Source organism: Microbacterium sp. ISL-59 (assembly GCF_018613945.1).
Classification (GTDB): Bacteria; Actinomycetota; Actinomycetes; order Actinomycetales; family Microbacteriaceae; genus Microbacterium; species Microbacterium oxydans_B.
This window is the reverse complement of record NZ_JAGGPG010000002.1, coordinates 326,026-340,530: the sequence shown is the minus strand read 5'-3', so window position 1 is coordinate 340,530 and position 14,505 is coordinate 326,026. Positions and strand designations below refer to the sequence as shown.

At 69.9% G+C, this 14,505-nt stretch carries 11 protein-coding genes; 8 read left to right on the top strand and 3 right to left on the bottom strand.

The window, feature by feature from the left end:
• Positions 1-43 precede the first annotated feature (43 nt).
• Positions 44-4,807 (bottom strand): YhgE/Pip family protein, encoded by a 4,764-nt coding sequence (locus J7E45_RS18245; RefSeq protein ID WP_374225449.1) that lies wholly within the window; start codon positions 4,805-4,807, stop codon positions 44-46.
• Positions 4,808-4,938: 131 nt separating this feature from the next.
• Here J7E45_RS18245 and J7E45_RS05760 point away from each other — a divergent pair, with 131 nt between their 5' ends.
• A complete protein-coding gene (locus J7E45_RS05760; RefSeq protein ID WP_091035346.1) occupies positions 4,939-5,562 on the top strand; it encodes a TetR/AcrR family transcriptional regulator in 624 nt (207 codons plus the stop codon).
• On the opposite strand, the gene J7E45_RS05755 is transcribed toward J7E45_RS05760, so the two are convergent.
• Positions 5,549-6,988 carry an MFS transporter gene (locus J7E45_RS05755; protein WP_215067794.1) on the bottom strand — a complete coding sequence of 480 codons (1,440 nt, stop codon included), beginning with the start codon at positions 6,986-6,988 and terminating at the stop codon, positions 5,549-5,551. The genes J7E45_RS05760 and J7E45_RS05755 overlap by 14 nt on opposite strands.
• Positions 6,989-7,066: 78 nt before the next feature.
• Between J7E45_RS05755 and J7E45_RS05750 the strand changes: the two genes are divergently transcribed.
• Positions 7,067-7,693: a helix-turn-helix domain-containing protein gene (locus tag J7E45_RS05750; protein ID WP_215067792.1), complete on the top strand. Its 627-nt coding sequence runs from the start codon at positions 7,067-7,069 to the stop codon at positions 7,691-7,693.
• 36 nt (positions 7,694-7,729) lie between these two features.
• Here the strand turns inward: J7E45_RS05750 and J7E45_RS05745 are convergent, their stop codons facing one another.
• The gene (locus tag J7E45_RS05745) at positions 7,730-8,713 is read right to left on the bottom strand and encodes an o-succinylbenzoate synthase (RefSeq protein ID WP_215067790.1); all 984 of its coding nucleotides are present in this window, start codon (positions 8,711-8,713) and stop codon (positions 7,730-7,732) included.
• A 232-nt stretch (positions 8,714-8,945) separates the two neighbouring features.
• Here J7E45_RS05745 and J7E45_RS05740 point away from each other — a divergent pair, with 232 nt between their 5' ends.
• From J7E45_RS05740 to J7E45_RS05715, 6 genes are all read left to right on the top strand, one after another.
• Positions 8,946-9,278, top strand: a complete 333-nt coding sequence (locus tag J7E45_RS05740; protein ID WP_029259789.1) for a PadR family transcriptional regulator — start codon at positions 8,946-8,948, stop codon at positions 9,276-9,278.
• Between the two features lies 1 nt (position 9,279).
• The gene (locus J7E45_RS05735) at positions 9,280-10,275 is read left to right on the top strand and encodes a permease prefix domain 1-containing protein (RefSeq protein WP_215067788.1); all 996 of its coding nucleotides are present in this window, start codon (positions 9,280-9,282) and stop codon (positions 10,273-10,275) included.
• A gap of 83 nt (positions 10,276-10,358) precedes the next feature.
• Complete coding sequence (locus J7E45_RS05730) at positions 10,359-11,279, top strand: 1,4-dihydroxy-2-naphthoyl-CoA synthase (RefSeq protein WP_091035886.1); 921 nt, start codon at positions 10,359-10,361, stop codon at positions 11,277-11,279.
• Positions 11,280-11,292: 13 nt separating this feature from the next.
• Positions 11,293-12,447, top strand: a complete 1,155-nt coding sequence (locus tag J7E45_RS05725; RefSeq protein ID WP_091035333.1) for an AMP-binding protein — start codon at positions 11,293-11,295, stop codon at positions 12,445-12,447.
• 27 nt (positions 12,448-12,474) lie between these two features.
• The gene (locus J7E45_RS05720) at positions 12,475-13,551 is read left to right on the top strand and encodes an AAA family ATPase (protein WP_215067786.1); all 1,077 of its coding nucleotides are present in this window, start codon (positions 12,475-12,477) and stop codon (positions 13,549-13,551) included.
• A 5-nt stretch (positions 13,552-13,556) separates the two neighbouring features.
• Entirely contained in the window at positions 13,557-14,348 is a 792-nt protein-coding gene (locus J7E45_RS05715; protein ID WP_215067783.1) for a methyltransferase domain-containing protein, read from the top strand.
• Positions 14,349-14,505 lie beyond the last annotated feature (157 nt).

Here is a 14,505-nt window from a genome sequence, read left to right as displayed (position 1 = left end):
GGATGGTCTCCGTTTTGGCAGGGGTGAGGGGGCAACGGGCGGATCAGGCGGTGGCGAGGACCGCCTTGGCCGAGGTCGTTCGGCGCAGGGTGACCGCGAGCGTGGTCGCCACCAGGGACAGCACGCCCCAGACGACCAGGGCAGCGACGGCCGAGCCGCTTCCCGCGATCAAGCCGGCGAACGCCGGAGCGGTAGGCAGCGCGGCACCGATGCTGGAGAGCCACCCTGGCACGGTCGAGATGAGACCTGTCGCGACGGCGAGCACTCCGACGAGGGCGGAGATCCAGCGCCCGACGCCACCGAACAGCGCCACGAGCGCCTGGTTTACGGCCGCGAACGCCACGCCGGCGAGCACGGCTGTTCCGGCGAACGCCCACCACGCGGCAGCGTCGTAGCTCGCCACGATCTGCACGATCAGTGACACCAGCAGCCCCTGGCCCGCGCCGATCAGGGCGGCGGGTGCGAACGCACGCAGCGTCAGCGCGGCGGACGAGCGACGGGACGTGAGAGTGCGGGCGGTGTGGGCGCGCATCACGATGAAGGTGGCGAGTCCGCCGAACCACAGCACGACGGCGGCGAGGAGCGGGATAGCGGTCGGCCCGAAGATCGTGTCCATCGAGGAGTTCGACGACACGGGGTCGGCGATCACCGAGGCGAGCGACTTCGAGTCGCTGTCGCTGAACGAGGGGAGGGAGTCGGATGCCGTGCGCAGCCCGCCGGCGAGGTCACCGGTCCCGGTCGCCAGGGTGTCGATCCCGGTCGCCAGCTCGGTCGTGCCGTCGGCCAGTGCGGTCGCGCCGGTGGAGAGCTGGGTCGCACCGGTCGCGATCCCGCGTGCTCCGGTGGCGGAGGCGGCGATGCCCTGGTCAGCGAGCTGGGTGAGTCCGCCGGAGAGCTGGGTGGCTCCCGCGCCCGCCTGGGTCATGCTCGAGGCGATCGTGCTGAGCGAGCCGGGGAGGGCGGCGATTCCGCCGGCGACCTTCGGGCTGTTGAGCACACCGGAGGCGGTTCCTGCCGAGGTCGCGACCGCGCCCGCATCCGTGGCGAGCGAGGTCAGGAGGTCGCATTCATCCTGGTCGGCGACAGGCGGCGTGCAGGCGGTCTGCGCCAGCCCGCCCAGCTTCTGTGCGAGCGCGACCGAGCCGCTCGCTGCACTCTTCGCCGATGCGGACGCGCCCTGGATCGCCCCGACGAGCTGCTGGGTCTGACCGACGCTCTGCTGCAGCTGGTTGCCGCCGCCGGTCAGCCCCGAACCGATCTGCGCAGCACCCGCCGCAGCCTCCCGCGTCTTCCCGGCGATCGTGTCGAGGCCCGTGGCCAGCGACGACGCACCCGTCCCGAGCTCGCCCGCCCCCGATGCCAGCTTCGTGGCGCCGTCGGGGATCGCCGCAGCACCGGTCGCGGCATCCCGCGCACCGTTCGCGAGCTTCAGCGCCCCGTCGGCGGCTTCGCCGATCTGGTCGCCGATCGTGGTGAAGCCGACCAGGATGTTCTCGGTCGTCGCCTCGGACAGCATGGTGCCCATCGTCGAGGCCGCGACATCGGCGATCTGGCCGGTGATGAGGTCGTCGGCGACGAGGCCGTCGTCGGGAGTGGTCACGGTGATGGTGGCCTGCTCAGCCTCACCGCCGCCGTCCGAGATCGCCTGACCGGCCGAGGTGGCCGCCGCGGAGAACTCCTCCGGGATCGTGATGACCGCCTGGTACGAGCCGTCGGCGAGACCGTCGGCCGCATCCTCTTCGTTCGAGATCACCCAGGTCAGGTTCGAGTCGAGGTCGTCCGAGCCCTCGACGAGACCTGCGGCCAACTGCCGTCCGAGCGGGGTGACCTGGTCGTCGATGGTGACCGGCTCGTCGAGGTTGACGATCGCCGCGGTCATCGAGTCCAGACGCTCGGTCGGGTTCTGCAGGGCCGCGACCAGGATGCCGCCGACCGCTGCCGGGAGCAGCAGTACGCCGAGGATGGTCAGCCACGTGATGGGCTTGCGGGAGCGCGCGCGCTCGATGGGGAGGGTCATGCGGTCACCTCGGTGGATTCGGCGGTGCTCCGGCGAGGAGCGCGCGTGTCGAGAGTTTCGGCGGCGGGCCAACCGGCCTCCGCGAGAGTGGTCCGTGCCACGTCGGCATCGGAGGCGGTGGCGAACACCGCGAGCGTGCGGGAGGCCGCGGCATCGCGCAGCATCGCGGCCGCCTGGTCGCGCTGGCCGCCGGTCAGGCGGTCGATCCCGTCGATCACGACGATCTTCGACTTTCCGCGCAGTGCCTCGGCGAGGTCCGCGAGGGCAGCGTCGGCGTCGTCGACCAGCACGCAGCCGACGTGTGCGCGAACCCAGGCGCCGCGTCCGGGCAGCAGATGGCCCGCGACGCGGAGCCGTCCGTCGGTGGGCGTCACCCGGCCCGCGATCGTGAGCGCCAGTGCGCGTCGGGCGCGCACGTCGCCACCGGTCGCGACGAGCGCCCCCTTCCGGGATGCGCAGCGACAGGTTCTCGACGATCGGCGCATCGGCGCTGATGTCGAGATCATCGGCCGCGACGATCGAACCGTCTCCCGGCCACTGGGCCAGGTGACGCTCGCGCTCCACGGCCTCGCCCTCGACGTCGACCCGGGGGAGGATCTTCTCCAACCACGCGGGCAGCTCCCAGGCGCGCTCGCCGAGGATCGCCATGAGGGCGGGGATCAGCGTCATCCGAACCAGGAAGGCGTCGATCGCGATGCCGGCCGCGAGGCCCAGGGCGATGGGTTTCAGCGACGAGTCGCCCTCGGGGACGAACGCCACGAAGACCGCGAACATGATGAGTCCTGCGGCGGTGACGACCTTGGCCGATCCCGTGAAGCCGCTGCGGACGGTGCGCAGCGCGGCAGCGCGTCGCGTGGCCCGATCAGGGCTCTTCGAGTCGGGGTCGTGCACGAAGTCCTCGCGCATCCGCGAGACGAGGAACACCTGGTAGTCCATCGCGAGCCCGAACAGCACGCCCATGAGGATGATCGGCATGAAGCTGATGATCGGACCGACCTTGGCGACGTGTAGCAGGTCGGCGAACCAGCCCCACTCGAACACGGCGCCGACGACCCCGAACGCGGCGACGATCGACAGCAGGTAGCCGGCGGCTGCGGTGATCGGCACCCACAGCGAGCGGAAGACGATGGTGAGCAGGATGAGCGAGAGCCCGATCACGAAGATGCCGAACGGCAGCAGCGCGTTGCCGAGCTGGTCGGAGATGTCGATGCCGACGGCGGTGAAGCCGGTGACCTTGAGGTCGATCCCGAACTCATCGAGCCACTCGTCGTGGTGGCTCCGCAGCTCGCGCACGAGGTCGGCGGTCGCGGGGTCGTCCGGGGCGGTCTCCGGGACGATCTGCACGATCCCGGTGTCGGCCGTCTCGTTCGGCGTCGCGAGGGCGACCTCCTTGACGCCGGGAACCTCGGCGACGGCATCCCCGAGGTCTTCCATCAGGGTGAGCGGGTCGGTGGAGGTGACGATGGTGCCGGTGAGGATCATCGGGCCGTTGAAGCCCGGTCCGAACTCCTCGGCCACCAGGTCGTAGGTCTGACGCGCCTCCGAGTCCTTCGGCAGCACGCCGGCGTTCGGAAGTGCGAGGTTGAGGCTGAGTGCCGGGATGGCCACGATGCCGAGGCCGATCACGACGGCGAGCGAGACGAGGATCGGGCGCTTGGTGACGCCGTTCACCCACCGCGCGCTGCCCTTCGCGCGGGCGGGGGCTGCGGGCACGTCGCCGGAATCGTCGCTAGCGGACTTCTTCTTCGCCTTCGGGGCGCGCCTCGGGCGACCGACCACCTTCCCCTTCATGAAGCCGAGGAAGGCCGGCGTCAGGGTGACCGCGATCGCGACGGCGACCGCCACCGAGACGGAGGCCGCGATGCCCATGGTCGTCAGGAACGGGATGCCGGCGAAGCCGAGGCCGATCAGTGCGATGAGCACCGTGACGCCGGCGAAGACGACCGCCGATCCGGCGGTGCCGACGGCGCGCGAGGCGGATTCTTCGGGGTCGACGCCTTCACGGACCTGGTCCTGATGTCGCGCCATGATGAACAGCGCGTAGTCGATGCCGACCGCGAGTCCGAGCATGAGCGCGAGCAGCGGGGTGGTGGACGACACGGTGGCGAACGCGGTCGCGGTGAAGATGCCCGCCATCGAGATGCCGACACCGAGGATGGCGGTGAGCAGCGGCAGGCCGGCCACGACGAAGGAGCGGAAGGTGACGATCAGCACGAGCAGCGCGATCAGGAGGCCGACCGCCTCGGTGAGCGTGACACCGGGGATCGAGATCGCGAAGAGGTCGCCGCCCAGCGAGGTCTGCGCACCATCGGGGAGCTCGGCGTCGAGGTCGCTCACGACGGAGCGCAGCGCGTCTTTCGTCTTGTCCGAGACATCGGTAGACTCGCCGTCGAACTGCACGCGCACGATGGCGGCGGTGTCGTCGTCGTTGATCATGCCCTCGACCATCTCGTCGTAGGGCGAGGTGGCGGCGAGCACGCCGTCGAGGTCGCCGAGTTCGTCGACGGCATCCTCGATGTGGTCGCGGTAGTCGTCGGCAGTGATCTCGTCGCCGTCGGCGGCCACGACGATGAACTGCGCGTTCGTGCCGCTCACCTGCGGGAACGAGCGCGAGAGCTGCTCGAGGCCGGCCTGTGATTCAGTGCCGGGGATCGAGAACGTGTTGTCGGTGCCCGCCCCCAGCACGAGTGCTCCTGCTCCGGCGATGCCGAGCGCGAGCAGCCAGGACACGAGGACTCGCCAGGGGTGCCGGAAGGACCAGCGGCCGAGCGAGGACAGGAGTGTGGACACGCGTTCCTCCGAGGGGTACTGATTGGATACACAGGTGTATCCGATACATACATGTATCGTAAATTGACCGGCACGTCGGAATCTGTGTGCCGGGTGTGAATCGTGCGAGAGTGAAGGGTCAGGAGGTTTCGATGTCGACACCCGCAACCCGCAGCCGTGAGAACACGCGTGCCCGTCTGCTCGAGGCCGCCGCGCAGGTCTTCGCCGAGGTCGGTCTCGACGGCGCCTCGGTCGAGGCCGTGTGCGAGCGAGCCGGATTCACCCGCGGCGCGTTCTACTCGAACTTCGAATCCAAGGACGAGCTGTTCCTCATGCTCGCCGCGAGCGTCTCCGACGTGCGCGTGAGCGGAGTTCGCACCCGCGTCGAGGAACTGACGGCGGAGGGTGCGCTGGTCGAGGGGTGCGATCCGATCGAGCTCGTGCAGCAGATCATGGAGCTCGGCGGCGACGACCGCCTGGGCGTGATGCTGCTGAGTGAGATCCGCATCCGGGCTCTGCGCGACGCGAAGTTCGGCGAGGCGTACCTCGCGCAGGAGAGCGAGATGGTGTCGAGCATCGCGCAGATCATCGACGACATCGTCTCGGTCAGTGCGTTGAAGCTGCGCCTGCCGGCCGAGACTGCAGCACGCATGCTCATGATCCTCTGGGAGGGCATGACCGTGCGCGGGGCGATGGCCGGCCAGGACGACGCGCAGCTGCGCCAGGCGGGCAGCGAGCAGCTCGGGCGGCTCGTGCAGCTGATCATCGAGTCGTAGCGCGAGTCGCCGGGGCATCGGGCGCGGAATCGCTCGATCGGGCGCGATTCGGCGCGAGCGACAGCAGGGCGCCGGCCGCCAGGAGCGCGGCCGTGACGAGGAACGTCGTCCGGAGCGCAGCGGTCAGCGCGTCCGGGGAGGCGGCGGCGATCTCGCCGGAACCGGATGCTGCGGCGAAGAGTGCCGCGAGCACGGAGGCCCCCGTGACGAGACCGAGATTGCGGGAGAGACCCAGCAGTCCTGACGCCGCCCCGCGACGGTCGGCGGGCGTGGCGTTCAGGACGCCCGTGTTGTTGGCGGCGAGGAACAGCTGGTAGCCGGGGGCGAGCAGCACGGTGCCCGTGACGTATCCCGGCAGCCCCCACCAGGCAGGGAGCAGGGCGAGCGCGAGCGCCCCGAGGAGCATCCCGCCGAGTCCGACCGATGTCATCCGGTGCGTGCCGAGCCGGTCGACCGCGCGTCCCGCCAGCACGCCGGTGCAGATCGATGCGAGCGGTCCGGCCGCCATGACGACGCCGATCGCCGCGGGAGGCAGGTGCAGCGCGCCCGTGAGGAAGAAGGGGCCCACCACGAGGGTGCTCATCATGACGGTGCCGACGATGAGGTTCAGGATCGCGCCGCGCGAGATGCTGCGGTTCCTGAGCAGCACCGGCGGCAGCAGCGGGTGGCTCGCGCGACGCTCGCACATCACGAACAGCACGGCGGCGGCGACGGCGCCGCCGAGGAGTGACAGCGTCGGCCACGAGGCCTGATCGCCCGGTGCGGTGACGCCGAGCGTGTAGAGGGCGACGGCCACCGTCAGCAGGACCATGCCCGGAAGGTCGAAGCCGCGACGGGGGCTGCCTGTGTGCCGTGCTTCCGCGCCGGTCGCGGCCGCCAGGGCTGCGGCGAGGAGTCCGAGCGGCACCATGGCGGCGAAGATCGCCGGCCAACCCGCCACCGTGATCAGGAGACCGCCGAGCGCCGGACCGGAGGCGGTCCCCACCGCTGCCGTGGTGCCGAGCAGGCCCATGACGCGCCCCAGACGATCCGGCGGGACCAGGTCGCGGGCGCGCGCCAGGGGGAGCGCCATCATGACGGCGGCGCCGATGCCCTGCAGTGCGCGGGCGGCGATCAGCATCCACAGTGTCGGCGCGATCGCAGACAGCGCGGCCGCGATCGTGAAGACTGCGATGCCGAGCAGCAGCACCCGACGCCGGCCGAGCAGGTCGCCCAGGTGTCCTACCGTGAGGCTCGTCGCCGTCATCGCCAGCAGGTACGCGAGAGCCACCCACTGCGTCTGCGCGAAGGTGCCGTCGAGTTCCGCGGCGATCGTGGGGAGCGCGACGTTCGCGGCGCTGGTCCCGAGCGATGCGACCAGGACGCTGAGGGCGAGCCCGGCCGTGCCCGCGTGAAGGAGGGGCGTGGGGGTGGAAGTCTCCGTCATGTCCTCAGCATCGATCGCGGAACGCTCGACCAGCAACTCACGTGGCCGAAACAGGGACGCCCGTGGTCCTATGAAGCCATGGAAGAGCGGGAATCGGTGCTCGACGCGACGCTGGAGCAGATCGGTCCCCGTCTTCAGTCGCTGCGCGCTCGCCGCGGCCTCACGCTGACCGAAGTCGCCACAGCCACCCGGATCTCGAAGAGCACACTGTCACGGCTCGAGACCGGTCAGCGACGTCCGAGCCTCGAGCTGCTGCTGCCGCTCGCGCGGATGTACCGCGTCTCGCTCGACGACCTCGTCGGCGCTCCGGAGACCGGCGACCCGCGGGTGCGGCTGCGCCCGCGGAGGGTCAACGGCCGCACCGTGGTCGCGCTGACCCGCCAGCCCGGGGAGAGGCATGCGTGGAAGATCCTCGTGCCGCGGGAGGCGTCGGAGCCGAAGCTCACCGCGCACGACGGGTCATCGTGGATGTACGTGCTCACCGGCCGCATCCGCCTCATCGTGGGGGACCGCGACGTGATTCTGGAAGCCGGCGAGGTCGCGGAGTTCGACACGCGCACCCCGCACTGGTTCGGCGCCGACGGCGAGCAGGATGCGGAGATCCTCACGATCTTCGGCGCGGACGGCGACCATGGCCCGCGGGCTGCTGACCTTGCGACGCGTCACCTCGCCGAGATGCTCGGCGAGGTGGGAGAGACGCACTGACCTCCGGTGGGATGTCGCGCGCCGGCCCGTATCGGTTCAGTTCGCGGTGGACGTCAGCTCGTAGTGGCAGCGGGCGAGCCGGGCGAGCCACCATTCGCGACGCTCGTCTGATGCTGCGAGGCGGGTGAGTGCCTCGGAGTCGGGCGTCACGCGGCCTACCGGGATCGAGCCGTCGACCGGACGCAGGTCGGCCACGTCGTCGAGGAAGAGTGAGGCGGTGCCGAGTCCGCAGTCGTAGTCCAATGTCGGGAGGGCTGCGGCCAGTGCGGCGCCCTGCGACAGGCCGATCGCCGTGTCGAGTGCGCTCGAGACCACGACCGGGAGCCCCGCCGCGGTGACGATCTGCAGTGCGTGCGTGATGCCGCCGAGCGGCTGGGCCTTGATGACGAGCAGATCGGCCGCACCGGCGCGGGCGACGGCGAGCGGGTCGGAGGACTTGCGCACGCTCTCGTCGGCGGCGACCGGGATGCCCATGTACTTGACCCGCTTGCGCAGATCAGCCAGCTCCGGCACGGTCGCGCAGGGCTGCTCCACGTACTCCAGGTCGTACTCGCCCAGGGCGTGGACGGCGTGTTCGGCCTCGTCGACGTTCCAGGCGCCGTTCGCATCCACTCGGATGCGTCCCTCCGGCCCCATCGCCTCACGCACGGCGCGGATCCGCGCCACGTCATCGGCGAGGCTCTGACCAGGCTCGGCGACCTTGACCTTGGCGGTGCGGCATCCGGGGAACCGCTCCAGGATTTCGGCGACGCGGGCGGCTTCCACCGCGGGGATCGTCGCGTTCACGCCGATCCGGTCACGCAGCGGCGCCGGCTGCTCGCGCCACGCGAAGTCGATCGCCGCAGCGAGCCAGGTCGAGGCCTCGGCATCCTCGTACTCGGTGAACGGCGAGAACTCCGCCCATCCCTCCGGCCCCTCGAAGAGGAGGGCCTCCCGCACCTCGACGCCGCGGAAGCGGCTGTGCATCGGGAGGGCGACGACCCTGGCCGAGTCGATCAGGTCTGCGAGCGGCGGGATCATGTGCCCATTCTGCTCCGTGGAAGCGTCCGCGCGCCGCTCGTCTTCCGGGTGAGTCGCCCCGCCCCGCCCCCTGCCGAGCGCACGGCTTGCTGCCGAGCGCACGGCTTGTAGACGCGACGAAGCCGTGCGCTCGACGAGAAGCCGTGCGCTCGGCGATCCCAAGGGGGAGGGGGTAGGTCAGGCATAGATGTGTGATTGACAATGGTGTGTAACGCACAGTAATGTGATCGACATGAACGAGACGCTCGACACGCACCTGCAGGAACTGCGGCGCGGCACGGTGGTGCTGGCCTGCCTGCAGCTGCTGCGCACGCCGGGATACGGATACTCGCTGCTCGAGCAGCTCGAGCAACGAGGCTTCGCGACCGACGCGAACACGCTGTATCCGCTGCTTCGCCGACTCGAGAAGCAGGAGTACCTCACGAGCGAGTGGAACACCGACGAGGCCAGGCCCCGCAAGTTCTACCGCACCTCGGATGCCGGCATCCGCCTCGCCGACACCCTCACCGACGAATGGCGTTCGCTCACCACGGCGATCGCGTCCCTCACAGCAGAGGAGAACTGACATGACCACGACAGCCACGCTCACGGAGCGCTACATCAGCGCGACGATCCGCAGCCTCCGACCTGAGGCGCAGGACGATGTCCGTGCCGAGCTCGAAGCCTCCATCGCCGATGCGATCGAGGCGAGGCTCGAGCAGGGGGAGGCGCCGGAAGACGCCGAACGTGCCGTCCTCACCGAGCTCGGCGACCCCGGGGCGCTGGCCGCCGGGTACGCGGATCGCCCGTTGTACCTCCTCGGCCCGCGCTTCTATCTGACTTGGTGGCGACTGCTCAAGCTGCTGCTGATGATCGTTCCGGTCTGCGTCCTCGGCGGCGTCGCACTGGGGCAGACCATCTCCGGTGCCCCGGTGGGCGAGATCATCTCGACGTCGATCGTGGCGACCGGCGGGGCAATCCTCCACATCTGCTTCTGGACCACGCTCGTCTTCGTCATCCTCGAGCGTTCGAACAGCACGACGGCGATCGAGAAGTGGGATCTCGACCAGCTGCCGGAGCCGACCGATAAGGGAGTGGGGCGCAGCGAGCTGATCGCGTCGCTCGTCTTCCTCGGCATCGCGATCGGCGCTCTCCTCTGGGATCGCTACCGCGGCTTCGTCCACGTCGACGGCGAGACCTTGCCGATTCTGAACCCGCAGCTGTGGCCGTGGGGGATCGGCGTCCTGTTCCTGCTCATCGCCGCGGAGGCCGTGTTCGCGGTCGTGCTCTACCGCAGGGGACGATGGACCACGGGGCTGGCCGTGACGAACACGATCCTCGCCGTCGCATTCCTCGCCTGGGTGCTCGTTCCGCTGCTGACCGGAGACCTGGTGAATCCGGAGTTCGTGGCGCAGGTCACGGCGGCCGGCGGTGAGGGCTTCGCGGCAGGACAGGCCGAATCGGCCGACGAAGGCGGGGTGTTCCGCATCCTCGCCGTGCTGCTGGGATTCGGTATCGCGCTCGGCGTCGGCTGGGACATCGTCGACGGCTGGATCAAGACGGTCCGTGCTCGTCGCCGCTGACACGTGCGATCGAGGAAGCGCCGTCCCGGTCGGGGCGGCGCTTCCTCCGTGGCCGGGGGCGGGCGAGGAATAGGGTGGATGCCGTGACCAGCGCATTCGTCTCCGATCTGTTCGACCCGGCCGAATGGGTGCTCGCGCCCGGCGCCGAGGACTACACCGACATCACCGCGCATGTCTCGCACGACGGCGGAGTCGCGCGCATCGCCTTCAACCGTCCGGAGGTGCGTAACGCCTTCCGCCCGCACACCGTCGACGAGCTCTACCGCGCGCTCGACATCGCTCGGCAGGATGCGCACATCGGAGCGGTGCTGCTGACCGGAAACGGTCCGAGCCCGAAGGACGGCGGCTGGGCGTTCTGCTCGGGTGGCGATCAGCGCATCCGCGGCCGCGACGGGTACAAGTACTCGGATGCCGAGACGGCGATCGTCGACGGTGCGAGCCGCGCGGCGGTCGGACGCCTGCACATCCTCGAGGTCCAGCGGCTCATCCGCTTCATGCCCAAGGTCGTCATCGCGGTCGTTCCCGGGTGGGCTGCCGGCGGAGGGCACTCGCTGCACGTGGTGTGCGACCTCACGATCGCCTCGGCCGAAGAGGCCCGCTTCAAGCAGACGGATGCCGACGTGGGAAGCTTCGACGCCGGGTACGGCTCCGCATACATGGCACGGCAGACCGGGCAGAAGTTCGCCCGCGAGGTGTTCTTCCTGGCCGAGGAGTATTCGGCGCAGCGCGCCTACGAGGCCGGTGCCGTGAACCGCGTCGTACCGCACGCCGAGCTTGAGCGCGAGGCGCTGAAGATGGCGCGCACCGTGCTCACGAAGTCGCCCACGGCGATCCGCATGCTGAAGTTCGCCTTCAACGCGGTCGACGACGGCCTGGTCGGTCAGCAGGTGTTCGCCGGTGAGGCGACCCGTCTGGCCTACGGAACGGACGAGGCGGTCGAGGGTCGCGACTCCTTCCTCGAGAAGCGGGACGCCGACTGGTCGTCGTTCCCCTGGCACTACTGAGCCGGAGACCCGCATGACCGCCCTGACCCCCACGGATGCCGAAGATCCGGATGTGCTGCGGGACGCCTTGCAGCGCGCGCTCGAGGGCGGACCGGCGCTGGGTTTCGGAATGCTGGACGGTGCGCCCGAGAACGTGGCGGACGGCATCGCGGCGGTGATCGCGACCTCCGGATCGAGCGGCATACCCAAGCGTGTCGCCCTGAGCGGTGAGGCGCTGCGCGCGAGTGCCGAAGCCACGGCGGCGAGGATCGGGAGCGGGCGCTGGCTGCTCGCACTGCCCGCCGGGTACGTCGCGGGGCTGCAGGTGATCGTGCGGTCGATCCTCGCGGGCACTCGGCCGGCCGTCATCGACGGCAGATTCTCTCCCGCGTCCTTCGCCGAGGCGACACTCGCGATGATGCGTCCGTCGTCGGGGACAGGGATTCCCGACCTCTACACCTCGCTCGTCCCCGCACAGATCGCGACGCTGCTCGACGCCGCCGACGACACGGCCGTGCGTGCCGCGCTCACGGCGTACCGGGCGATCCTGGTGGGCGGACAGTCGCTGCCGGAGCCGCTTCGCGAGCGCGCGGCCGACCTGGGTGTACGGGTGGTCCGAACCTACGGCTCCACCGAGACCAGTGGGGGCTGTGTCTACGACGGCGTGCCGCTCGACACGGTCGGCGTGCGCACGGTCGAGGGGGAGTTGCGCATAGCCGGCCCCATGCTCGCCGAGGGGTATCTCGGTGACGCCTCGTTGAGCGCCCGCACCTTTGTCCGGGATGAGCACGGCATCCGCTGGTATCGCACGGGCGATCTCGGTCTGGTCGAAGACGGCGTGGTGCGCGTGCACGGCCGAGCCGACAACGTGATCGTGTCGGGCGGCATCAACATCTCCCTCGATCGGGTGGAGCGGATCGTCCGGCGGGTCCCGGGATTGCACGAGGCCGTCGTGGTCGGCGTGGAGGACGAGCACTGGGGCGAGGCATCCGTGATCGTCGCCGCGCGTGGTGAGGTACTGAGGCGGAGCGAGTCTGAGCAACTCACTCAGGCCCGTGACGCTGTCGCGGAAGAACTCGGCAAGCACGCGCGTCCCTCCCGCCTGATCCTGGTCGACGAGATGGATGTCCTGGCGTCGGGCAAGCCCGATCGCGAGGCCATCCGGCGGGCCGTCGCCGACCTGCACTGAGTGCGATCCACTGCCAGACTGAGTCGCATGGATGTGCTGCGGCTGGCCGGAGCGCCGGGTGTGGGAAAGAGCACCGTCGCGTGGGCTGTCGCCGAGCGTCTCGCATCCGACGGAGTGCCGACCGGGTACCTCGATATCGATCAGCTCGGCATGTGCTACCCCGCTCCGTCCGATGACCGCGACCGCTGGGCCTTGAAGGAGACGGCGCTCGCCCGGCTCGCCGTGCGGTTCCGCGACGCGGGCGTCGAGCGCCTCGTCGTATCCGGAGTCGCCGATCCATCTCAACCGCCCCCGGTGAACGGGCATCCGACGCTCTCCCTGTGGCTGGATGCGGACGAGGAGACGAGACGGAGACGATTGGCTCCCCGGCGGTGGGAACGCGAACAGGTGGATGCCGCGCTCGCGGCCGGCACCGAGGAGGCGAGCGCCGCGCACCCCGCCTGGGAACTTCTGGACACCGAGCGGTCGACCATCGAGGAGTCGGTGCAGGCAGTGATCGCGCGGCCGGCAGTCGGGGCGGAGGTGGCATCCGACGTCGTATTCTTCGAAGCGCATGCGACCGGTCGAGTCATCTGGATCACCGGTCCGAGGTGCGCCGGTGCCTCACATGTCGGCTGGGAGCTGGCTCGCACGCAATGGGCTGGGGGCGAGCGCACGGGGTTCCTCGATGGCGCCCAACTGAGCTTCGTGTGGAATGCCGATCCTGTGGACGGAGCAGCGGCCGCAGCGGTGCTGCAGGCGGTGTTCGCTGAGGTGGGGGCGAAGACCGTGATCGCGGTCGCGCCGTTCGAGATCTCGCCGAAAGACGTGCACGCTGCCTTCCCGCGAGCGGACGTCCGGTTCTTCCGACTCGATGCCGACGATCGCACGCGCCGCGGCCACGCTGTCCGGAGGGCGGAAGGAGCGGACGGCGCGGTGCTCGCCGGTGACGACCTGATCGGGGCGGATGCCGACGCGATCGAGAGGATCCTCGCGGTCGGGGCGCGTCAGCGCGCGTCGCCGTTGCGCATCGGTGAGATCCTCGTCGACATGCCGACGTCCACGGTGACGCAGGTGGTCGACAGAGTGCGGGAATTGGCCGGTCTGGCCGCTCTGCCAGACTGAAACGCATGGCCTCGTACACGCACGGACACCACGAATCAGTTCTCCGCTCGCACAACGTGCGCGACATCGCGAACTCCGCCGCCTACCTCCGTCCGCACCTCACGGACACGACCCGGCTCCTCGATGTCGGGGCCGGCCCCGGCACGATCACCGTCGACTTCGCCGGGGCCGTCGGGCATGTCACCGCCACCGAGATCGACGAGAACGCCCTGTCGCTGTCGCGTGGCCTCGCCGAGGAACGCGGCCTGAGCAACCTCGCCTTCTCGGTCGAGGATGTGCACGCGCTGAGCTTCCCTGATGACTCGTTCGACGTCGTACACGCGCACCAGGTTCTGCAGCACGTCGGCGACCCGGTGCAGGCGCTTCGCGAAATGCGTCGGGTGACCGTTCCCGGCGGACTCGTCGCAGCCCGCGATGCCGACTACTCGGGCTTCATCTGGTTCCCCGTCCTGCCCGAGCTCGACAGGTGGTTGGCGCTGTACCAGGCGGCGGCGCGTGCGAACGGCGGCGAGCCGGATGCCGGGCGCCGGTTGCTGGCGTGGGCGCGGGCCGCGGGTTTCGATGACGTGACCGCGACGGCATCCACCTGGTGTTACGCATCGCCGGCTGAGCGCGCCTGGTGGGGTGGGATGTGGGCCGACCGCATCCTCGAGTCGGCACTCGCGCGGCAGCTGGTGGACAGTGACATGGCGACTCCTGCGGATCTGCAGGAGATCAGCGATGCGTGGAAGCGCTGGGCCGACGACGGCGACGGCTGGTACGTCGTGCCGCACGGCGAGATCCTCGCCCGCGTCTGACAAGACGCCCGTGCCGGGCGCGGCGCATTATATCGGTATTTTTGCGGTAACCCTATGTTTCCGCTGAGTGTCGTAATACTCTTCGATCGTTACGTGTGCCCCAGCGCGGAACAGTTGAGGGGAAAGAGCAATGAAGCGGATCACTCGCGGGACAGGT